Genomic DNA, 21138 nt, shown 5'->3' with positions numbered 1-21138 from the left:
GGAGAGATTAGTTTGGTATTTCTAAATTTCAAAAGAACAGGCTAAAAAATAACCAAGGCAACACTATTTTAGGCTTTCTAAGAGCAAAAGAAAACCGTAGTTGATTGGAGTGGAAGGCGGCGACTCCTGGGGGATTAGCGTGACAGGGGAGACCCCGCAGGGAGCGAAGTGCAGTGGACCCAATGCGTGCCTTAGTTCGAATATTACTTTCGCTTTGACTTTGTTGGTGATTTCTCTTTCTGAACTAAGGCTTTTAACTTTTTTAAATAGGCGTTCTCCATGCGAAGGTACTCAAGTTCCTTTTCCAACTCTTCTCTTGATTGGCTGGAAAGATCTGCGGAAGTATGTTTCTTTTGATTACGAGATGTCATAATAGATGGCCCCTTTTCTTTTGATTCAAGGGCATCTACTCCGCCTGTTTCCCACTTTTTCCTCCACCTGCGAACCATACTGGGATCCGGGATATGGAAAAGGGCTGATGCCTCTCGAATGGAATAATTCGTTTCGTTCATAAATTGAATTACCCTTAGTTTAAAGGCTGCCGAATAATTTGTATAGGGAAAATCAAACGCTTGGTCTCCATGATGCCGAAATAACAATACCCAATAACGGACTGCCGATTCGTCAATGCCGGATTGCTTTGCCAGGTCACGATAACTAATGATTTCATTTTCATACCGTTGAGCTACTAGTAACTTAAACTCATTTCTCATTTCGTATAGAACGTGGTGTGTTTTTTTACAAAAAGCAATTATGAAATTGATTCATATCTCAAAAAAATGTCAGATTAATCTATCTAAAAAGCAAATGTCCATACCACAATGGAAAAATAGCTAAACTTATAATTCTTAATACTTGATATGACGTTTGGTTTATGCTATATTCATTGATGGTGTTAATACACACGTTCTGTGATTTTGTGGCAAGGTGCTGTCTGTAGCTCAAGCTATGAACAGTTTGTGCAAGGTATGACCAGAACGGAGGATAAAAACCGAGGAGGAAGTAGAAATGTCAGTCATTTCAATGAAACAATTATTAGAAGCTGGTGTTCACTTTGGACACCAAACACGCCGTTGGAACCCAAAAATGAAGAAATATATTTTTACGGAGCGTAACGGTATTTATATTATTGACCTTCAAAAAACAGTTAAGAAGGTTGAGGCAGCTTATAACTTTATGAGAGAGCTTGCCGAAAACAATGGAAAAGTTCTTTTCGTAGGAACTAAAAAACAAGCTCAAGAATCTGTCAAAGACGAAGCAGAACGTGCTGGGCATTATTATGTAAACCATCGTTGGCTTGGCGGAACTCTAACGAACTTTGAAACCATTCAATCAAGAATTGAGCGTTTAAAAGCGATTGAAAAGATGGAAGAAGATGGAACCTTTGAAGTTCTACCTAAAAAAGAAGTTGTTATGTTAAATAAAGAATATGATCGACTTGTACGTTTCTTAGGTGGAATTAAAGATATGAAAGTTCTTCCAGATGCTCTCTTCATTATTGACCCACGTAAGGAAAGAATTGCTGTTGCTGAAGCACGCAAACTAAATATTCCAATCGTTGGTATTGTTGATACAAACTGTGATCCAGATGAAATTGATTATGTGATTCCAGCGAATGACGACGCAATCCGTGCCGTTAAACTATTAACTTCTAAAATGGCTGATGCTTTGCTTGAAGCCCAAAAAGAGGTTGAAGAGGAAGAAGCAGAGGAAGCAACAGATACAGCTAATGTTTAAGAATGCTGTGAGACAGGCCAATTCATAATCGTGACAAAAAAAGGTGATGAAGTGGTAAACACTTATCACCTTTTTTATCAAATATGATTCTTTTTAATACTAATTGATAGCAGGATAGGGAGGACTTATAATATGGCAATTAATGCACAAATGGTAAAGGAACTGCGTGAAAAAACAGGCGCAGGGATGTTAGACTGTAAAAAGGCTTTAACTGAAACCGATGGAAATATGGAAGAAGCAATTAATTTTCTTCGTGAAAAAGGGATTGCTTCTGCTGCTAAAAAAGCAGATCGTATTGCAGCTGAAGGCACAACTTTCATTTTAAGTGAAGGAAATAAAGCAGTGATTCTTGAAGTGAATGCTGAAACAGACTTTGTTGCTAAAAACGAAACTTTCCAAGCTCTTGTTAAAGAACTTGCTCAGCATTTGCTTGAAAATAACGCTGATTCTGTTGAAACAGCTCTTCAACAGAAAATGACAAACGGCCAAGTGATGAGTGAATATATTAACGGTGCAATTGCAAAAATTGGTGAAAAGATTACGCTACGCCGTTTTGCGGTGAAAACGAAATCTGATCAAGGTGTATTTGGTGAATATTTGCACATGGGTGGAAGAATTGGTGTGTTAACTGTTCTTGAAGGAACAACTGATCAAGAGGTAGCAAAAGATGTAGCAATGCATATTGCGGCGATCAACCCTAAATACATTTCTCGTGACCAAGTTTCAGCAGAAGAAGTGGACAGTGAACGCCAAGTTTTAACACAACAAGCTTTAAATGAAGGAAAACCTGAAAAAATCGTTGAAAAAATGGTTGAAGGTCGTCTAGGAAAATTCTTTGAACAAATTTGCCTTCTTGACCAATCTTTTGTAAAAGATCCTGATCAAAAAGTACGTAAATTTGTAGAGTCCAAAGGGGCAACTGTCCAAGATTTCGTACGTTATGAAGTCGGTGAAGGTCTTGAAAAACGTCAAGAAAACTTCGCTGAAGAAGTTATGAGCCAAATCAAAAAATAATTTGCACAAAAAAACAACTGGATCAACGCTAGCACTCAACACATAGTGAACACAAGCTTTTTGAGCGCAGACGATGGACGTTGTAATCTTTAGGCTTTGATATCGCTAAATGGGTGTTTGCACTTTTCAAAATAGGGAACACATTGTGTTCCCTATTTTGAAAAAGATACATAAGAGATGACAATGGAGGTTCATATGGACAAGCCAAAATACAAGAGAGTGGTTCTTAAACTCAGTGGCGAGGCTTTGGCGGGGGCAGAAGGGTTTGGTATTAATCCGTCCGTCATTAAGTCAATTGCCGGTCAAATTAAAGAGGTCGCTGAACTAGGTGTTGAAGTGGCTGTTGTTGTGGGCGCTGGAAATATTTGGCGTGGAAAAGTAGGCAGTGAAATGGGGATGGATCGAGCTAACGCCGATTACATGGGGATGTTGGCAACCGTAATGAATTCATTAGCCCTGCAAGACAGCCTTGAACAGATGGGAATTGAAACACGTGTGCAAACATCTATCGATATGCGTCAAGTAGCAGAACCGTATATTAGAAGAAGAGCAATTCGCCATCTTGAAAAAAAACGAGTGGTTATTTTTGCAGCTGGTACTGGAAATCCTTATTTCACTACAGATACGACTGCAGCCTTGAGGGCAGCTGAAATAGAAGCTGAAGTCATTCTTATGGCGAAAAATAACGTGGATGGCGTATACAATGCTGATCCTAAGCTTGATAAAGATGCACAGAAATATGAGCAGCTTTCCTATTTAGACGTCTTAAAAGAAGGTTTGGGTGTAATGGATTCCACCGCTTCATCTTTATGTATGGATAATGATATTCCACTTATCGTTTTCTCTTTTACAGAGAACGGAAATGTGAAGAGAGCTGTTATGGGAGAACAAATTGGAACTTTAGTTAGGGGGAAGGAATAATGGCAAAACAAGTTATTTCGAGTACTAAAGACAAAATGGAAAAATCGCTTCAAGCTTATAAAAGAGAGCTTTCAAGTATACGAGCTGGACGTGCCAATGCCTCACTTTTAGATAAGATATCGGTAGATTATTATGGTGCACCAACGCCAATTAATCAAATGGCATCTATTTCTGTGCCAGAAGCAAGAATGTTGGTTGTTCAACCATATGATAAGACGATTATCGGTGATATTGAAAAAGCTATTTTAAAATCAGACCTTGGTTTAAATCCAGCTAATGATGGTTCTTTAATCAGATTAACCATTCCGCAACTTACGGAAGAGCGAAGAAAAGAGCTAGTCAAGGTCGTAAAAAAAGAAGCTGAAAATGCTAAAGTAGTGGTACGAAATATTAGACGTGATGCGAATGAAGACCTCAAGAAACTGGAAAAATCAGGAGATATTACTGAGGATGAGCTTCGCAGTTACACAGAAGATATTCAAAAGCTAACTGATGAGCATATTAGCCAAATTGAAACAACTACAAAGGAAAAAGAACAAGAGGTTCTTGAGGTGTGACATTTACATGACTAGCTCCCAATTTATCTATATTGGGAGCTTTTTTAAACTGTAAAGAACTTTATATTCTAGCTTTCGGTTCCAATGTTTTTGTACTTCTTACATGAGTGACTATCCAAAAAGTATTTTTTTCTTTATAATAGAATCCATGGTTATTGCATAAATAATTAGAAAGTGTGTGATACGCCTAACGTCCTATGGTAAGATATGGATTAAGGTCAAATAGGATGCAACGCTGATGGAGGACCCTTTCATGTTTAAAAAAATAAAATTATGGAATACCCCCGAAAAACAAACCACAATGAGCGAGAGGGTAACGCGAATTTTAGACCAACCCATTCCAAGACATGTAGCGATTATTATGGATGGTAATGGGAGATGGGCGAAAAAACGAGCATTACCTCGTGTTGCTGGCCATCATGAGGGGATGAGAACGGTCAGAAAAATTACGAAGCTGGCGAATCAACTAAATATCAATACTTTAACTTTATATGCATTTTCAACTGAAAATTGGAAACGACCAAAATTCGAGGTCGATTATTTAATGGGACTGCCAGAGGAATTTTTAGGCAGTTTTTTACCGGAGTTAATTGAAGAGAATGTGAGAGTTACAATGATGGGAGATAGAAGTCAGCTCCCTGAAAAGACAAAAAGAGCAGTAGATGATGCCATAAAGAGAACAGCGGGAAATACAGGCTTAAATTTACATTTTGCATTAAACTATGGTGGAAGAGCTGAGATCATTGATGCTGTCAAAAACTTAGCGAATGATGTGAAACAGGATAAATTAGCGCTGGATGACATTACTGACTCATGTTTTTCACATTATTTAATGACTCAATCCCTATCTGATCCGGATTTATTAATACGAACTAGTGGAGAACTGCGATTAAGTAATTTTATGCTTTGGCAAATCGCCTATACTGAATTATGGTTTACCGATGTATTATGGCCGGATTTTTCTGAGATACAGCTTATCGAAGCCGTTGAAGCCTTTCAACAGCGAACAAGACGATATGGTGGATTAAATGAAGAGGAGTCCAAGAGATGAAGCAACGAATCATTACTGCTGCTATACTTATAGCCATTTTTTTACCGATGGTTATAGTTGGCGGCATACCATTTTTATTATTAACTTATGTGATGGCAACCATTGCTCTTTATGAACTATTACAAATGAGGAAACTATCTATTTTTTCAGTTCATGGCGGCTTGGCGACTTTGTTTTTATGGGTTTTTCTTTTGCCTCCGAAGCTGTATGAAACACTATCTATTTTTAATTTATCAAAAATGGAGCTTTCATATGTTTTCGTTTTAATTTTACTATCTTATACAGTTATCGTAAAAAACAAGTTTCATTTTGATCAAGCAGGCTTTACTTTTTTATCGATATTTTATATCGGAATAGGTTTTTATTATATGGTCCAGATTCGAGAAGAAGGACTAATTTTATTGTTTTTTGCTTTACTTGTCGTCTGGATGACAGATTCTGGAGCCTATTTTGTAGGAAAATACTTTGGAAAACGCAAACTCTGGCCTGAAATCAGCCCTAATAAAACCATAGGTGGCTTTATTGGAGGAATTCTTTCAGCCCTTATCGTTGCGCTGATCTTTGCTATTTTTTTGAACATTCCCGTGCCTACTGTTAAGTTATTAATGATTACAGTCGTCTTATCAATATTTGGACAACTAGGTGATCTAGCTGAATCAGCTTTGAAACGCCATTTTGCAGTGAAAGATTCAGGCAGGATTTTCCCGGGACATGGTGGAATGTTAGATCGATGTGATAGTTGGTTATTTGTATTACCACTACTTTATTTTTTATTAACAAAGCTCCCCTAATCGGAGTTTACCTAGGAATGTAAACTTCATACGATTGGCGTGTTTTATGTATAAGAGCTGTTCAAGGGAGGATAAAAGGACCAAGCTGGCGACTAGGCTGACATCAATCATAACCGATCGACACTAGTGTCGAAAGTGCGAGACGGCTTAGCTTTGAACATGAGGAAAGCTTTTCCCGAATCAACATCGTAGTGATTTTTTTCCAAGGAGCGGACTTGTACAAGAATGTACTGACTTTCGTTGCCTATAGGTCATGTAGCTACTCAGTTGAAGATCATTTATCTGGCAGTGTCCTTTTTACCGAACTTTATGAACACCCCCTATAAGGAGAGAAAATGATGAAGTTAATCAGTTTATTAGGAGCTACAGGTTCCATTGGTACTCAAACCCTTGATATTATACGAAAAAATCCAGAGCAATATAAATTAGTGGCGATGACCACAGGGAAAAATATAGAGTTAACTAGAAAAATCATTGTGGAATTTGCACCACAATTTGTTTCTGTACAAGAGCAAGCAGATTGCGCGCTATTGCAAAGTGAATTTCCTCGTGTTTCATTTGCATATGGGACCGAGGGGCTTATTGAAGCAGCTGTTCATCATAAAGTGCAAATTGTTTTAAATGCTGTGATGGGAAGTGTTGGTTTGGAGCCGACCTTAATGGCAATTGAAGCGGGAAAAACGATTGCACTAGCGAATAAGGAAACTCTTGTAACGGCTGGTCATATTGTTATGGAGGCAGCACAGCGAAAGCAAGTCTCCATTCTTCCAGTTGATAGTGAACATTCTGCGATTTTTCAATGCTTAAATGGGGAAAAAACGAGAAATGTGTCACGCTTGATTCTTACTGCTTCAGGGGGAAGTTTCAGAGATCTTACGAGAAAAGAGCTTGAAAAAGTGACACTTCAACAGGCACTTGCCCACCCTAATTGGTCGATGGGATCGAAAATAACCATTGATTCTGCTACAATGATGAATAAAGGATTAGAAGTTATTGAAGCTTATTGGTTGTTCGGAATTGCTTATGAGCAAATTAATGTCGTTTTACATAGAGAAAGTATTATTCACTCAATGGTGGAGTATCATGATAGTAGTGTGATTGCACAATTAGGGAGTCCAGACATGAGAGTTCCGATTCAATATGCACTTAGCTATCCGGAACGATTACCTTTCCAGTCTGGAGAGCCACTTGATCTTGTAAAAATAGGGAAACTTCAATTTGAAGAAATGGATACAGATCGGTTCCCATGCTTACGGTTTGCCTATGAGGCGGGAAATCTAGGTGGTTCAATGCCAACCGTTCTAAATGCAGCTAATGAAGTAGCAGTGAATCAGTTTCTAAATGGAAAAATTTCCTTTTTAATGATTGAAAAACTAATTGAAAAAGCACTCACACATCACCAGAATATTAAGCATCCTGATTTAGCAACTATTCGGGAAGTAGATTCCGAAACTAGAAATTATGTTCATTCACTCTCTTTATAAAAAAGGTGGTTATGCCGGTTGAACACGATTATATCATTTATTATCATTTTCGGAGCTCTTGTATTTTTTCATGAGTTCGGGCATTTTATTTTCGCAAAAAGATCAGGGATTTTGGTGAGAGAATTTGCCATCGGCTTTGGGCCGAAAGTCTTTTCCTATAAAAAAAATGAGACCATTTATACAATCCGTTTACTTCCTATTGGTGGGTATGTCAGAATGGCTGGCGAAGACCCAGAAATAGCAGAAATTAAACCAGGTCATCGAATCGGCCTCCTACTTGATGAAAATGGGATTGTCACGAAAATCATTCTCAATGGTCGTGATCGCTTTCCCAATGCTCGCACCATAGAAGTGGAGAAAGCCGATTTAGAACATCAATTGTTTATTAGTGGCTACGAGGATATGGAAGATGATGTACTACAAACATTCCAACTTTCTCGGGAAGCAGTCATAGTCGAGAATCAAACAGAGACTCAAATCGCTCCATGGGACCGGCAATTTGCTTCTAAAAAGCTTAGTCAAAGAGCGATGACGATTTTCGCAGGCCCGCTTTTTAATTTTATTTTAGCGGTTGTTGTTTTCACAATCATATCGATGATCCAGGGAGTACCTGTAAAAGAAGCCGTTTTTGGAACTATCTTACCAGATAGTCCGGCAAAAGAAGCAGGATTTCAGGAAGGTGATACCGTCTTAAGTATTGATGGTTCCGAGGTTAAGACGTTTACCGATATGACAACCATTGTGCGCGCACATCCAAATGAAGAATTAGTCTTTACGATTGAAAGAGATCAACAAACTTTGGAAATTCCAGTTGTTCCTGAAAAGCAAGAGATGGAAGAAAGTGAAGCGATCGGTTTAATAGGAGTACAAGCAGAATTAGATAAATCGTTTAGCAAAATTGCTTTAAGCGGTTTTCAAGAAACGTATCTTATGACAATTGAAATCTTTAAGTTGCTAGGACAACTAGTGACAGGGAATTTTTCCATTGATATGCTCTCTGGACCAGTTGGGATTTATAAAACGACTGAAACTGTTGTGAAAACAGGGTTATTAAATCTTCTTCGTTGGACTGGTCTACTCAGCATTAATTTAGGTATTATGAATCTTTTACCTATTCCTGCCCTTGATGGTGGACGACTTCTGTTTTTTGGAGTGGAAGCATTAAGAGGAAAACCAGTTGATCGTCAAATGGAAGGTATTGTTCATTTTATCGGCTTTGCATTGCTTATGCTGTTAATGATCGTTGTCACATGGAATGATATTCAAAGATTTTTCATTCATTAATATAATTAAAGTCGGGGTGCCAATATGAGACAAAGTATGACATTAATCCCTACGCTTCGTGAAGTTCCTGCTGATGCAGAAGTAAAAAGCCATCAGCTCCTTCTTCGTGCAGGGTTTATTAGACAAACGGCAAGTGGCGTATATACGTATATGCCACTTGCAAAACGCGTGTTAAATAAAATCGAAACGATTATTAGAGAAGAATTGGAAAACGCAGGAGCAGCGGAAATATTAATGCCTACACTGCAACCAGCTGAATTATGGCAGGAATCTGGACGCTGGGAAGGGTATGGGGCAGAATTAATGCGAATAACGGACAGACATGGACGTGAATTCGCATTAGGACCTACCCATGAGGAAGTGATTACGTCCATTGTTAAGGATGAGTTGAAATCCTATAAACGCCTTCCGCTTACTTTATACCAAATCCAAACAAAATTTCGTGATGAGAAACGTCCAAGATTTGGCCTATTACGTGGACGAGAATTTATTATGAAAGATGCCTATTCCTTCCATGCGAATCAAGAAAGCCTTGATGAAGTATATGATAAAATCTATCAAGCTTATCACAATATATTCACTAGATGTGGTCTGAATTTTCGCGCTGTCCTAGCCGATTCAGGCGCAATTGGCGGAAAAGATACACAAGAATTTATGGTTTTATCAGAGATTGGTGAAGATACGATCGCTTATTCTGATTCCTCATCCTATGCTGCGAATATTGAAATGGCAGAGGTAAAACGAACCTATGAAAAATCAACTGAGCCCAAACAAGTTTTAACTAAGATCGAAACACCAAATCAAAAAACAATTGAAAATATTTCTTCTTTTCTGGAAGTTAATCCAGAGAAATGCATAAAATCACTTGTTTTTAATGTTGATGGAAAGTTTATGTTGATTTTAGTGCGAGGAGATCATGAAATCAATGACATTAAACTGAAGAATATATTACAAGCTGATTCTGTAGAATTGGCAGAGCATGCGGAGATTGAACAACTTTTAGGGTGTTCAGTTGGCTCGATTGGACCGGTTCAATTACCTTCAGAAATTAAAATTTATGCAGATCTTGCCATTCAATCAATGGTAAATGCTGTTTGTGGAGCGAATGAAGAAGGATATCATTTTACAGGAGTTGTACCTGAAAGAGATTTTAAAGTAGAGGACTATGCAGATCTTCGTTTCATAAAAGAGGGAGATCCTTCACCAGATGGGGATGGCACAATCCGCTTCGCCCAAGGAATTGAGGTAGGGCATATTTTTAAATTAGGGACAAAGTATAGTGATGCACTTGAGGCAAAATATTTAGATGAAAATGGGAAGTCGCAAAGTATCATTATGGGCTGCTATGGGATTGGTGTTTCTCGTACTCTTTCTGCTATTACTGAACAATACAATGATGAAAATGGCTTGAAATGGCCAATAAATATTGCCCCTTATCAGGTTCATTTAATTCCAATCAATATGAAGAATGAAGACCAAAAGGAGCTTGCCGAAAGCTTATATCAAGAGCTCCAGCAAGACTACGAAGTGTTATTCGATGATCGTCTAGAACGGCCTGGCGTTAAATTTAAAGATGCTGATTTAATGGGGCTTCCGATAAGAGTAACAATTGGCAAAAAGGCTGCAGAGGGCATTTTAGAAGTCAAATTAAGACATTCAGGTGAAGTGTTGGAGATTCATAAAGCGGAACTTCTAGCAACAATTGCACAATTATTAAAAATCGGGGAATAACTCAAGGTACCCTCAAGGTGCGTGTTCAAAAAGAACTTTTGAACTTCCCTAAAGGGTACCTTAGTCTGTTAAAATAACATTATAATAGGTTGTTCAAAAAGCTCAACAAAAATGGTATCGAGATAAATGATCTTCGACTAAGTACCGACACGTCCTGTGTCGGACGTCGACGTCAGCACACACGCAAGTCCGTTCCTCAATGCTATGTCTTGAACTTTCGACATACAGGATGTACTAGTGTCGGGTGCTGCTGACAGGACGTCAGCGTAGTCACCGACTTGGTCCTTTTTATCGGACTTTTTGAGCAACGCAATATAAAAGGATGGGTGAGAGAAAAATGGCAAATGATCCCGCCTCTAGAAGAGAAAGGTTTCAAGTATTATTACAACAAATTGGACTAACTGCTGATGCGAGCGTCCCCTTTTTTCAGCATGCGGAAATTACGAAATTAGTTGTAGATCGCACACAAAAAGTGTGGCATTTTTCTTTTCAATTTGAAAAAGTGCTTCCTTATGATTTGTTTATTCAATTCGCCGAAAAACTTCAGCAAGCTTTTCAACATATTGCAGCTATTCGTTTTGAGGTCTCAACCGCAGATTCCACGATTACGGAGGAATTGGTGCAAGCATACTGGACACATTGTATCAAAGAACTGGATGGTATATCCCCAGTCCTGTTGTCCTTATTAAACAATCAAATTCCTCAAGTAAATGGGAATGTCCTATCCATTACTGCTCGAAATGATACAGAGATACAAACCTTAAAGCAAAAATACAGCCAACTTATTCAGGACATTTTCATACAATATGGTTTTCCTCCTTTGCAATTGGATGGACAAGTAATGGCTCAGGAAGACACAAATGATGATTATCAAAAATTTCTTGAAGCAAAGCAAAAAGAGGATGCAGAAAAAGCCAAACAAGCAATGATTGAGATGCAGAAACAAGAAACAGAAAAAGAAAGTAAGAAAGGAACGCCAAGTGGACCTCTTACGATTGGAATTTCGATTAATCCAACAGAAGAGATCGTAAGCTTGAAAAATATAGTAGACGAAGAAAGAAGAGTCACTGTAGAGGGCTATATTTTTGATGCGCAAACCAGGGAACTCCGTAGTGGCCGTACTCTTCTAACCTTTAAAATAACAGATTATACGGATTCCATTCTCGTTAAAATGTTTTCTAGGGATAAAGAGGATGCAGAAACGCTACAACAGGTCACAAAGGGTAAGTGGGTAAAAGCGCGAGGGAGCATCCAGAATGATACATTTGTGCGTGATCTAGTCATGATTGCGAATGATATAAATGAAGTCAAGCCGAAAGAGCGCTTTGATCAAGCTGAAGAAAAAAGAGTTGAGCTTCATCTTCACACGACCATGAGTCAAATGGATGGTCTTACATCTATGTCTAATTATGTGGCTCAGGCTAAAAAATGGGGTCATAAAGCGATCGCGGTAACAGATCATGCTGTTGTTCAATCTTTTCCAGAAGCTTATAATGCTGGCAAAAAACATGATGTGAAAATTATTTATGGTTTGGAGGCCAATCTTGTCGATGATGGCGTACCGATTGCCTATAATAGTACACATCTAAAATTAGAAGATTCAGAGTTTGTTGTTTTTGATGTAGAAACAACGGGCCTTTCTGCTATATATGACACAATTATTGAATTGGCTGCTGTTAAGATACGTGGAGGAGAGATTATTGATACTTTCGAAAGCTTTGCTAATCCTCATCATCCACTTTCAACTACGACTATTGATTTGACAGGAATCACCGATGAGATGGTCCAAAACGCACCTGACATCGACGCTGTTTTACACCGATTCCATGAATGGACGGGCAATGCTATTTATGTCGCTCATAATGCATCATTTGATATGGGATTCCTAAATACAGGTTATCAAAAATACGAACTTGGAAAATCGACGAATCCGGTGATCGACACATTGGAGCTGGCGAGATTACTGTATCCGCAAATGAAAAACCATCGTTTAAATACATTGGCGAAAAAGTTCGATATTGACCTCACACAGCATCACCGTGCTATCTATGATGCTGAGGCAACGGGCTACTTATTTTTAAAAATGTTGAAGGATGCATCTGAAAAAGGAATTGAATATCATGATCAATTCAATGATTATCTGGGAGAAGGAGAAGCCTATAAACGTGCTCGTCCTAACCATTGTACGATTTTAGCTAAAAATGATATTGGATTAAAAAATCTATATAAATTGGTTTCTATTTCACATCTTCAGTATTTCTTTCGAGTTCCCCGTATTCCTAGATCGCTTCTAGAAAAATATCGAGAAGGTCTATTGATTGGTTCAGGTTGTGACAAGGGGGAAGTCTTTGAAGCCATGATGCAAAAAGGGCGCCAAGAGGCAGAAAAAGTAGCAAGCTTTTATGATTATTTTGAAATTCATCCTAAGTCTGTGTATGCGCCCCTAATAGAGATGGAGCTTGTAAGAGATCAAAAGGATCTTGAAGACATTATTACGAATATTATTGACATGGGCGAAAAAATGGATATTCCTGTGGTAGCAACAGGAAATGTACATTATTTGCATGAGGAAAATAAAATCAATCGGCAAATTTTAATTAACTCTCAGGGTGGAGCGAATCCATTAAATCGCCATCGTCTTCCGTCAGTTCATTTTCGAACAACCGATGAAATGTTGGCTGAATTTTCTTTTCTCGGTAAAGATAGAGCGCGTAAAATTGTGATAGAGAATTCTAACGCAATTGCCGATTCACTTGAGTCAGTTAAACCAATTAAAGATGACTTGTATACTCCGAAAATTGAAGGGGCAGAAGAAGAAATTCGCTCCATGAGCTATGGTCGGGCAAAGAGCATTTATGGAGACACGTTACCAGAAATTATTGAAGCGAGACTGGAAAAAGAATTAAAAAGTATCATTGGGCATGGATTCGCTGTTATCTATCTAATCTCCCATAAATTAGTTAAAAAATCATTGGATGATGGATATCTAGTTGGTTCAAGAGGGTCAGTTGGATCATCATTAGTGGCAACAATGACAGAAATTACAGAGGTAAATCCATTGCCGCCGCATTACGTATGTCCCGAATGTAAACACTCCATATTTTTTGACGATGGATCAGTCGGATCGGGCTTTGATTTACCTGATAAAGAGTGTGAAAAATGTGGTACGCCTTATCAAAAAGATGGACACGATATACCGTTTGAAACATTCCTTGGTTTTAAAGGGGACAAGGTTCCGGATATTGACCTGAATTTTTCTGGAGAATATCAGCCACAGGCGCATAATTATACGAAGATTCTTTTTGGAGAAGATTATGTCTACAGAGCAGGAACAATCGGAACCGTTGCAGAAAAAACCGCCTATGGATATGTAAAAGGCTATGCTCAAGACAATAATCTTCAGCAAAGAGGGGCAGAAGTAGACCGACTTGTTCAAGGGTGTACAGGTGTTAAACGAACGACAGGACAGCATCCAGGTGGAATTATTGTTGTCCCAGATGATATGGAAATTTATGATTTCACTCCTATCCAGTTTCCAGCAGATGATAGCGGCTCGGAATGGCGGACAACTCATTATGATTTCCACTCGATCGATAGCAATTTATTAAAATTAGATATACTTGGTCATGATGATCCAACCGTTATCAGGATGCTTCAAGATCTGAGTGGAATTGATCCGAAAACCATTCCTACAGATGATTCTGAAGTGATGAAACTATTTACCGGTACGGAATCCCTCGGTGTGACGGAAGAGCAGATCATGTGTAAAACAGGTACCCTAGGTATCCCGGAATTTGGAACACGCTTTGTTCGACAAATGTTAGAGGATACGAAGCCAACCACTTTTTCAGAGCTGGTACAAATTTCAGGGCTATCTCATGGAACAGATGTATGGCTTGGAAACGCACAGGAATTAATCCATAATAAAATATGTACACTACCAGAGGTAATCGGCTGCCGGGATGATATTATGGTATATTTAATTTATCAGGGATTAGATTCTTCTTTAGCGTTTAAAATTATGGAATCTGTACGTAAGGGGAAAGGTTTACCTCCAGAATGGGAAGAAGAAATGAAAAAAAACAATGTGCCTGATTGGTATATTGATTCATGTAAGAAGATTAAATATATGTTCCCTAAGGCCCACGCAGCTGCATATGTATTAATGGCTGTGAGAATTGCTTATTTTAAAGTTCATCATCCTCTCTATTATTATGCAGCCTATTTCACTGTTAGGGCAGAGGATTTTGATCTCATTGCAATGAATCGCGGCTCTCATGCGATTCGTACTCGAATACAAGAAATAAATGCTAAAGGGTTAGATGCAGCTCCAAAGGAAAAAAGTGTTTTAACTGTATTAGAACTTGCACTAGAAATGTGTGAAAGAGGATTTAAATTTAAACAGGTTGATCTCTATCGTTCTAGTGCAACTGATTTTATCATTGATGAGGATGCTTTAATTCCCCCTTTTAATGCTGTTCCTGGACTTGGGACAAATGCAGCCTTAAATATTGTCCAGGCTCGCAAAGAAGGAGATTTTCTTTCAAAAGAGGATTTACAAAAACGTGGGAAAGTATCCAAAACAATTATTGAGTACTTGGATCAACAAGGTATACTTCAGGGGCTCCCTGACCAGAACCAACTTTCTCTATTTTAAAGCTACAGGATGTTGTTAAGAGCGGAGCTTGGGCTTTTTGGTTGTTGACTAGTAAACTTTCGGCTGCTGCTTGCGTAAGTCAACATCCATTCGCTTTTCAAGCTCATAGTGTTTCCTTTATCTCGTCAGAACCCTAAAAAGTTTCTACGTCACTAAACAGGCGCTTACGCTTTTCTGTTTGCAACTAGGCTTTGATTGTGGTATATTTTTTATGGATATACTATGAATAACTCTCTGTTAAAAAGAGTGGGCGCCCCCCACTCTTTCGTATTGTCATAACAAAATTGATTATAACTTTGAAATTCTGGAGGTAATTATGAGCAAAGTTACTGACCTCGTTGAAAAGCTCGCAAAGCCGATTCTTGATGATATGGGAATAGAATTAGTTGATGTTGAATATGTAAAAGAAGGAAAAAACTGGTTTCTACGCCTATTTATTGACAAAGAAAATGGTGTTGATATTGAAGAATGCGGTCTTGTTAGTGAGCGACTAAGCGAACAACTAGATGAGATTGATCCAATTCCTCATAATTATTTTTTAGAAGTATCTTCACCTGGAGCAGAGCGTCCGTTGAAAAAAGAGAAAGATTATATGCAGGCAATCGGTAAAATGATACAGGTAAATACGTATGAACCGATTGATGGTGAAAAATCCTTTGAAGGCCGTCTAGTTGCCTTTGACAATGAGATCCTTACACTTGAGATGAAAGAAAAGACACGAATGAAAAAGATTGAACTGCCACTAAATAAAGTATCGAAAGCAAGATTAGCTGTAGAATTTTAAAGGGGATGACATTTAATGAGCTCGGAATTATTGGATGCTCTCATTATTTTAGAAAAGGAAAAGGGAATCAGCAGAGAGGTCTTGATCGAAGCTATTGAGGCTGCACTCGTATCAGCATATAAAAGAAATTTCAATCAAGCGCAAAATGTTCGTGTTGATCTGAATTTAGGATCGGGAACCATGCGAGTTTTCGCTAGAAAAGATGTTGTTGAAGAAGTCTTTGATTCAAGACTAGAAATTTCTATCGACGAAGCTAAGAAAATTAATCCTGCCTATGAAATTGAAGACGTTGTTGAATTAGAAGTCACTCCAAAGGATTTTGGACGTATTGCTGCCCAAACCGCTAAGCAAGTTGTCACTCAACGGGTCCGTGAAGCAGAACGAGGCATTATTTATTCTGAGTTTATCGATCGTGAAGATGATATTATGACAGGAATTGTTCAACGCTATGATTCCAAATTTATCTATGTCAGTCTTGGTAAAATAGAGGCTATTTTACCACAAAGTGAACAAATGCCAAATGAAGTCTATAAGCCACATGACCGAATTAAGGTTTACATTACAAAAGTAGAAAAAACAACAAAAGGTCCGCAAATCTATGTTTCCCGTACTCATCCAGGTCTATTGAAAAGACTTTTTGAAATTGAAGTTCCGGAAATCTATGATGGTACTGTAGAGTTAAGATCTGTGGCACGTGAAGCTGGAGACCGTTCGAAAATTTCAGTTAGCACAGAATATCCTGAGGTAGACCCTGTAGGTTCATGCGTTGGCCCCAAGGGTACGAGAGTTCAAGCAATAGTAGATGAACTAAAAGGGGAAAAAATAGATATAGTGGAATGGTCCACTGATCCGAAAGTTTTTGTTGCCAATGCCTTGAGTCCTTCTAAAGTTTTAGAAGTGATAATAGATGAAGAGGATAAAGCAACAACGGTCATTGTACCGGACTACCAGCTTTCTCTTGCGATTGGAAAAAGAGGACAGAATGCGAGACTTGCAGCTAAACTAACAGGCTGGAAAATTGATATCAAAAGTGAAACAGATGCCCGCGATGCCGGGATCTATCCACTAAATGATGATCTGTTCTTCGAAGAAGAGGATACCTCAGAGAGCACATTCGATTTAAGTGAGGATGAAATCGAATAGGGGGGAGAAAAATGGCTCGAAAAAAAGTGCCATTAAGAAAATGTCTAGCAACTGGAGAAATGAAGCCTAAGAAAGAAATGATCCGAATTGTTCGTTCCAAGGAAGGAGAAGTTTCGATCGACCCAACTGGTAAAAAACCTGGAAGGGGAGCTTATGTTTCTTTAAGTCAGGAAGCAATCGTAAACGCGAAAAAGCATAATGTGTTTGCAAATCAATTGAATGCTAAAGTGGAGGACTCACTTTATGATGAATTACTTACTTTAGTCCAGAAAGATGAGTCGAAATGAGAAAGCAGGACCCTTGGATGAGCCTGCTTGGTTTGGCGAATCGAGCTAGAAAAATAATTTCAGGGGAAGAATTGGTGCTAAAGGAAATTAAATTACAAAGGGCAAAATTGATTTTAATTTCGAATGATGCATCCATGAATACTTCTAAAAAAATACAGGATAAATGTACTTTTTACCATGTTCCTTTCCGCTTTGTAGAATCCAGAGAAAAACTCGGCCACTCTATAGGAAAGGATGAAAGAGTGGTTGTGGCTGTCCTGGAAGAGGGTTTCGCAAAGAAACTTATTTCAATGCTCGATCAATAAAACGGGGGTGAACCGATGAGTAAGGTACGAGTTTATGAATATGCAAAAAAGCAAAATAAAACAAGTAAAGAAATTATTAATAAATTGAAAGAAATGAATATCGAAGTAGGAAACCATATGTCAATGATTGAGCCGGAAACAGTCAGTCGTCTCGATGCTGCTTATCAAAAGAACGAAAAAACGCCAGATAAAGCGAATGCAAAAAAGAACTTTCCAAAAAAGAATGAACAGAACAGGCCAGCGCAATCAAACCAGAAAAATCGCCAGCAAAGTGGCCAACAAAAGCCGCCATTTCAAAAGCGCGATGAAAAAAATCCACAAACAAAAAGCAATAATCAGCAAAACAAATCAAACCAGTCCGTTAACCAATCTTCTGGTCAACAGACAGGTAAAAAACAGAAAATGGAGCAAAATAAACCACATATGAATAATAAAGGACCGCAAACAGCTTCAAAAAGTGGAAATAAAGGTTTTAACAAAAATAGAAAAGGCAATCAGAACAGAAACAACCATAGAAATAAAGCGAACACACCAGCTCCACAACCAGCACCAAAGAAACAAAAGGAGCTACCCGAAAAGATTGTTTTCACGGAGTCCTTATCTGTTGGAGAATTAGCTAAAAAGCTGCATAGAGAGCCATCTGAAATTATTAAGAAACTCTTCATACTTGGAGTTATGGCAACGATCAATCAGGAATTGGATCGGGATGCCATCGAATTAATTTGCAGTGAGTATGGGGTAAATGTAGAAGAAGAAATACTTGTGGATACAACAGATCTTGAAGTCTATTTTACTGATGATGAAACTGAGAAATTGCAAGAACGACCTGCTGTTGTGACCATCATGGGGCATGTTGACCACGGGAAAACAACGCTTTTAGACTCATTACGACATACGAAGGTTACGGCTGGGGAAGCCGGGGGAATTACTCAGCATATTGGTGCTTATCAAATTGAAGAAAATGGCAAAAAAATCACATTCCTCGATACACCTGGACACGCTGCTTTTACAACAATGAGAGCAAGAGGTGCAAAAATAACGGATATTACGATTCTTGTTGTTGCAGCAGATGATGGGGTTATGCCACAAACAATTGAAGCGATTAACCATGCAAAAGCAGCAGAGGTACCAATCATCGTTGCAGTGAACAAGATGGATAAGCCATCAGCAAATCCAGATCGGGTGATGCAAGAATTAACAGAACATGCTCTTGTACCAGAAGATTGGGGAGGAGACACAATCTTTGTTCCCATCTCTGCTTTAAAGGGAGAAGGAATAGACAATTTATTAGAAATGATTCTGTTAGTCAGTGAAGTAGAAGAATTAAAAGCTAATCCGAGCCGTAAAGCAATAGGTACCGTGATTGAAGCGCAACTTGATAAAGGGCGAGGGTCTGTTGCCACACTTTTAGTTCAGAATGGAACGTTAAATGTAGGGGATCCTATTGTGGCAGGCGATACATTTGGTCGTGTTCGCGCTATGGTGAATGATATTGGCAGAAGAGTGAAGAAAGCCTCTCCTTCGACACCGGTTGAAATCACAGGTTTAAATGATGTTCCACAAGCCGGGGACCGCTTTGTAGTGTTTGAAGATGAAAAGACGGCGCGTCAAATTGGAGAAACAAGAGCTCAGCAAGCCCTACTTGCTTCAAGAGGTGAAAGTTCGCGCGTAAGCTTGGACACATTATTTGATCAGATGAAGCAAGGTGAAATGAAGGACTTGAATGTCATTGTGAAGGCCGATGTTCAAGGTTCTGTAGAAGCTCTTGCTGCTGCTCTTAGACAAATAGAAGTTGCAGGAGTTAATGTTAAAATCATTCACACAGCGGTGGGTGCAATAAACGAATCCGACATTACCTTAGCAGCAGCTTCCAATGCTATTGTAATTGGCTTTAATGTACGCCCTGATGTGAATGCCAAACGTGCTGCTGATTCTGAGAAAGTAGACGTACGTTTGCACAGAGTGATTTATAAAGCGATTGAAGAAATTGAATCAGCGATGAAAGGAATGCTGGATCCTGAATTTAAAGAAGAAGTCATTGGCCAAGCAGAAATCCGCCAAACTTTCAAAGTATCTAAAATTGGGACAATTGCTGGTTCTTATGTAACAGATGGAAAAATCACACGAGATAGTAGTGTGCGCATCATTAGAAATGGTATCGTCATCTATGAAGGGGAAATCGATGATTTGAAACGCTTCAAAGACGATGTAAAGGAAGTAAGCCAAGGGTATGAATGTGGAATTACTATTAAGAATTTCAATGATGTTAAAGAAGAGGATGTCATTGAAGCCTTTGTCATGAAGGAAATTGAACGAGCTTGATCGGTTTTGTCGAACTGGAATTTAGAATTCATGATGCACACTCCCTAAAAGATAAGAGAGCTGTTTTGCAACGAACTTTAACGAGGGTACGACAAAAATTCAATCTTTCTGCAGCAGAAACTGGGCATCAAGATGTCTGGCAGTTGTCAAACATCTCCCTAGTGACTGTCTCTAATTCACATCAATCTGCTGAGCGTGAATTAGAGCGTGCAATAAAATTTCTAGACACCTTTCCTGAGTGGGAAAGAGTAAAAACGGAATATGAATGGCTATAACTGGGTGAAACCAGAAAAACAGGCCAAACAAACTGATAAGGCTCGCTTTTCACTTCTTGGCAAAAGGCAGCCGGCACGGTTGTTTTTAGCTTTTATGAGTATGTTAGTATAAGCGAGGTGTTAAAAATGAATGTTCGTGCCAATCGAGTTGGAGAACAAATGAAAAAAGAACTCGGCGAGATCATTGGTAGAAAACTTAAAGACCCTCGGGTGGGATTTGTTACTGTAACAGATGTACAGGTAACAGGTGATTTACAGCAAGCTACCATCTTTATTTCTGTTTTAGGAGATGAAGATCAAATGGAGGCTACCCTTAAAGGCCTTTCAAAAGCAAAAGGATTTATAAGGTCTGAAATAGGGAAGCGAATACGCTTGCGTAAAACTCCGGAAATTACATTTGAATTTGATGAATCCATTGGCTATGGAAACAAAATTGAATCCATTCTTAAAGAATTGAAAGATGAATAGCAGCTTTTGCTAATGGCTGTCTCGTGAAATGTAAGACTCTTCTAGAAATTGCTATGGCAATAGAACAGTCTACTTTCATTTTGAGACAGTCTATTTTTATGTAAAATAGTGTGCAAAAAGTAAGATAAAAAGGACCAAGTGGTTAAAGGCACTGATGTCCTGTCAGCGAAAGTTCGAAGCGGACTCTTTACAGGATGTACTGACTTCTACGTTGTCCACAAGACGTGGCGGTTTTAGCGGAAGCTCCTTGTGCCCTGTTACATGAGTACAAGGGTCTTCCCACTTAGGAAAAGTGGTACTCTTTAGATACTAGCCAACGAGCTTGCG

At 38.7% G+C, this 21138-nt stretch carries 18 protein-coding genes; 17 read left to right on the top strand and 1 reads right to left on the bottom strand.

Annotated features, from left to right (window positions below):
- Positions 1-203 precede the first annotated feature (203 nt).
- Entirely contained in the window at positions 204-713 is a 510-nt protein-coding gene (locus tag IPU53_RS08750) for a helix-turn-helix domain-containing protein (RefSeq protein ID WP_207449894.1), read from the bottom strand.
- Positions 714-1008: 295 nt separating this feature from the next.
- Between IPU53_RS08750 and rpsB the strand changes: the two genes are divergently transcribed.
- The 17 genes from rpsB (at position 1009) to rbfA (ending at position 20811) form a co-directional block, all read left to right on the top strand.
- The gene (gene rpsB / locus IPU53_RS08745; RefSeq protein WP_207449892.1) at positions 1009-1737 is read left to right on the top strand and encodes a 30S ribosomal protein S2; all 729 of its coding nucleotides are present in this window, start codon (positions 1009-1011) and stop codon (positions 1735-1737) included.
- 132 nt (positions 1738-1869) lie between these two features.
- Positions 1870-2751, top strand: coding sequence for a translation elongation factor Ts (tsf, locus tag IPU53_RS08740; RefSeq protein ID WP_207449890.1), 882 nt, complete (start codon positions 1870-1872; stop codon positions 2749-2751).
- A gap of 195 nt (positions 2752-2946) precedes the next feature.
- On the top strand, positions 2947-3672 hold the full coding sequence (gene pyrH / locus IPU53_RS08735; RefSeq protein WP_207449888.1) for a UMP kinase: 726 nt from the start codon (positions 2947-2949) through the stop codon (positions 3670-3672).
- Positions 3672-4229, top strand: coding sequence for a ribosome recycling factor (gene frr, locus IPU53_RS08730; RefSeq protein WP_207449886.1), 558 nt, complete (start codon positions 3672-3674; stop codon positions 4227-4229). Before pyrH ends, frr begins: the two co-directional genes overlap by 1 nt.
- A gap of 253 nt (positions 4230-4482) precedes the next feature.
- Positions 4483-5280: an isoprenyl transferase gene (locus IPU53_RS08725; RefSeq protein WP_207449884.1), complete on the top strand. Its 798-nt coding sequence runs from the start codon at positions 4483-4485 to the stop codon at positions 5278-5280.
- On the top strand, positions 5277-6071 hold the full coding sequence (locus IPU53_RS08720) for a phosphatidate cytidylyltransferase (protein ID WP_207449882.1): 795 nt from the start codon (positions 5277-5279) through the stop codon (positions 6069-6071). Before IPU53_RS08725 ends, IPU53_RS08720 begins: the two co-directional genes overlap by 4 nt.
- A gap of 338 nt (positions 6072-6409) precedes the next feature.
- Positions 6410-7555 carry a 1-deoxy-D-xylulose-5-phosphate reductoisomerase gene (dxr, locus tag IPU53_RS08715; protein ID WP_207449926.1) on the top strand — a complete coding sequence of 382 codons (1146 nt, stop codon included), beginning with the start codon at positions 6410-6412 and terminating at the stop codon, positions 7553-7555.
- An 18-nt stretch (positions 7556-7573) separates the two neighbouring features.
- Positions 7574-8839, top strand: a complete 1266-nt coding sequence (rseP, locus tag IPU53_RS08710) for an RIP metalloprotease RseP (protein WP_207449880.1) — start codon at positions 7574-7576, stop codon at positions 8837-8839.
- Between the two features lie 24 nt (positions 8840-8863).
- Positions 8864-10570 carry a proline--tRNA ligase gene (locus IPU53_RS08705; protein WP_207449878.1) on the top strand — a complete coding sequence of 569 codons (1707 nt, stop codon included), beginning with the start codon at positions 8864-8866 and terminating at the stop codon, positions 10568-10570.
- A gap of 337 nt (positions 10571-10907) precedes the next feature.
- A complete protein-coding gene (locus IPU53_RS08700; RefSeq protein WP_207449876.1) occupies positions 10908-15227 on the top strand; it encodes a PolC-type DNA polymerase III in 4320 nt (1439 codons plus the stop codon).
- Between the two features lie 316 nt (positions 15228-15543).
- Positions 15544-16011: a ribosome maturation factor RimP gene (rimP, locus tag IPU53_RS08695; protein ID WP_207449875.1), complete on the top strand. Its 468-nt coding sequence runs from the start codon at positions 15544-15546 to the stop codon at positions 16009-16011.
- A gap of 15 nt (positions 16012-16026) precedes the next feature.
- Positions 16027-17154, top strand: coding sequence for a transcription termination factor NusA (gene nusA / locus IPU53_RS08690; RefSeq protein WP_207449873.1), 1128 nt, complete (start codon positions 16027-16029; stop codon positions 17152-17154).
- A gap of 11 nt (positions 17155-17165) precedes the next feature.
- Entirely contained in the window at positions 17166-17441 is a 276-nt protein-coding gene (gene rnpM / locus IPU53_RS08685) for an RNase P modulator RnpM (RefSeq protein WP_207449871.1), read from the top strand.
- The gene (locus IPU53_RS08680; protein WP_207449869.1) at positions 17438-17746 is read left to right on the top strand and encodes a YlxQ family RNA-binding protein; all 309 of its coding nucleotides are present in this window, start codon (positions 17438-17440) and stop codon (positions 17744-17746) included. Before rnpM ends, IPU53_RS08680 begins: the two co-directional genes overlap by 4 nt.
- 15 nt (positions 17747-17761) lie before the next feature.
- Positions 17762-20068, top strand: a complete 2307-nt coding sequence (gene infB, locus IPU53_RS08675; RefSeq protein ID WP_207449866.1) for a translation initiation factor IF-2 — start codon at positions 17762-17764, stop codon at positions 20066-20068.
- Positions 20065-20343: a DUF503 domain-containing protein gene (locus IPU53_RS08670; RefSeq protein ID WP_207449864.1), complete on the top strand. Its 279-nt coding sequence runs from the start codon at positions 20065-20067 to the stop codon at positions 20341-20343. Before infB ends, IPU53_RS08670 begins: the two co-directional genes overlap by 4 nt.
- 126 nt (positions 20344-20469) lie before the next feature.
- Entirely contained in the window at positions 20470-20811 is a 342-nt protein-coding gene (gene rbfA / locus IPU53_RS08665) for a 30S ribosome-binding factor RbfA (protein ID WP_207449862.1), read from the top strand.
- The last annotated feature ends 327 nt before the right edge of the window (positions 20812-21138 follow it).

The sequence above is a fragment of the Bacillus sp. SD088 genome, from assembly GCF_017355205.1.
Classification (GTDB): Bacteria; Bacillota; Bacilli; order Bacillales; family Bacillaceae_C; genus Lederbergia.
Note: the sequence above shows the minus strand (reverse complement) of the source record. Positions and strands in the feature narration are given on the sequence as shown.

What these genes read in the sequence shown, in the direction of transcription:
- rbfA (WP_207449862.1), top strand. Translation starts at nt 20,470, where the DNA reads ATGAATGTTCGTGCCAATCGAGTTGGAGAACAAATGAAAAAAGAACTC.
- dxr (WP_207449926.1), top strand. Translation starts at nt 6,410, where the DNA reads ATGAAGTTAATCAGTTTATTAGGAGCTACAGGTTCCATTGGTACTCAA.
- tsf (WP_207449890.1), top strand. Translation starts at nt 1,870, where the DNA reads ATGGCAATTAATGCACAAATGGTAAAGGAACTGCGTGAAAAAACAGGC.
- IPU53_RS08705 (WP_207449878.1), top strand. Translation starts at nt 8,864, where the DNA reads ATGAGACAAAGTATGACATTAATCCCTACGCTTCGTGAAGTTCCTGCT.
- IPU53_RS08725 (WP_207449884.1), top strand. Translation starts at nt 4,483, where the DNA reads ATGTTTAAAAAAATAAAATTATGGAATACCCCCGAAAAACAAACCACA.
- nusA (WP_207449873.1), top strand. Translation starts at nt 16,027, where the DNA reads ATGAGCTCGGAATTATTGGATGCTCTCATTATTTTAGAAAAGGAAAAG.
- pyrH (WP_207449888.1), top strand. Translation starts at nt 2,947, where the DNA reads ATGGACAAGCCAAAATACAAGAGAGTGGTTCTTAAACTCAGTGGCGAG.
- rpsB (WP_207449892.1), top strand. Translation starts at nt 1,009, where the DNA reads ATGTCAGTCATTTCAATGAAACAATTATTAGAAGCTGGTGTTCACTTT.
- IPU53_RS08700 (WP_207449876.1), top strand. Translation starts at nt 10,908, where the DNA reads ATGGCAAATGATCCCGCCTCTAGAAGAGAAAGGTTTCAAGTATTATTA.
- rimP (WP_207449875.1), top strand. Translation starts at nt 15,544, where the DNA reads ATGAGCAAAGTTACTGACCTCGTTGAAAAGCTCGCAAAGCCGATTCTT.
- infB (WP_207449866.1), top strand. Translation starts at nt 17,762, where the DNA reads ATGAGTAAGGTACGAGTTTATGAATATGCAAAAAAGCAAAATAAAACA.
- IPU53_RS08720 (WP_207449882.1), top strand. Translation starts at nt 5,277, where the DNA reads ATGAAGCAACGAATCATTACTGCTGCTATACTTATAGCCATTTTTTTA.
- IPU53_RS08750 (WP_207449894.1), bottom strand. Translation starts at nt 713, where the DNA reads ATGAGAAATGAGTTTAAGTTACTAGTAGCTCAACGGTATGAAAATGAA.
- rnpM (WP_207449871.1), top strand. Translation starts at nt 17,166, where the DNA reads ATGGCTCGAAAAAAAGTGCCATTAAGAAAATGTCTAGCAACTGGAGAA.
- frr (WP_207449886.1), top strand. Translation starts at nt 3,672, where the DNA reads ATGGCAAAACAAGTTATTTCGAGTACTAAAGACAAAATGGAAAAATCG.
- IPU53_RS08680 (WP_207449869.1), top strand. Translation starts at nt 17,438, where the DNA reads ATGAGAAAGCAGGACCCTTGGATGAGCCTGCTTGGTTTGGCGAATCGA.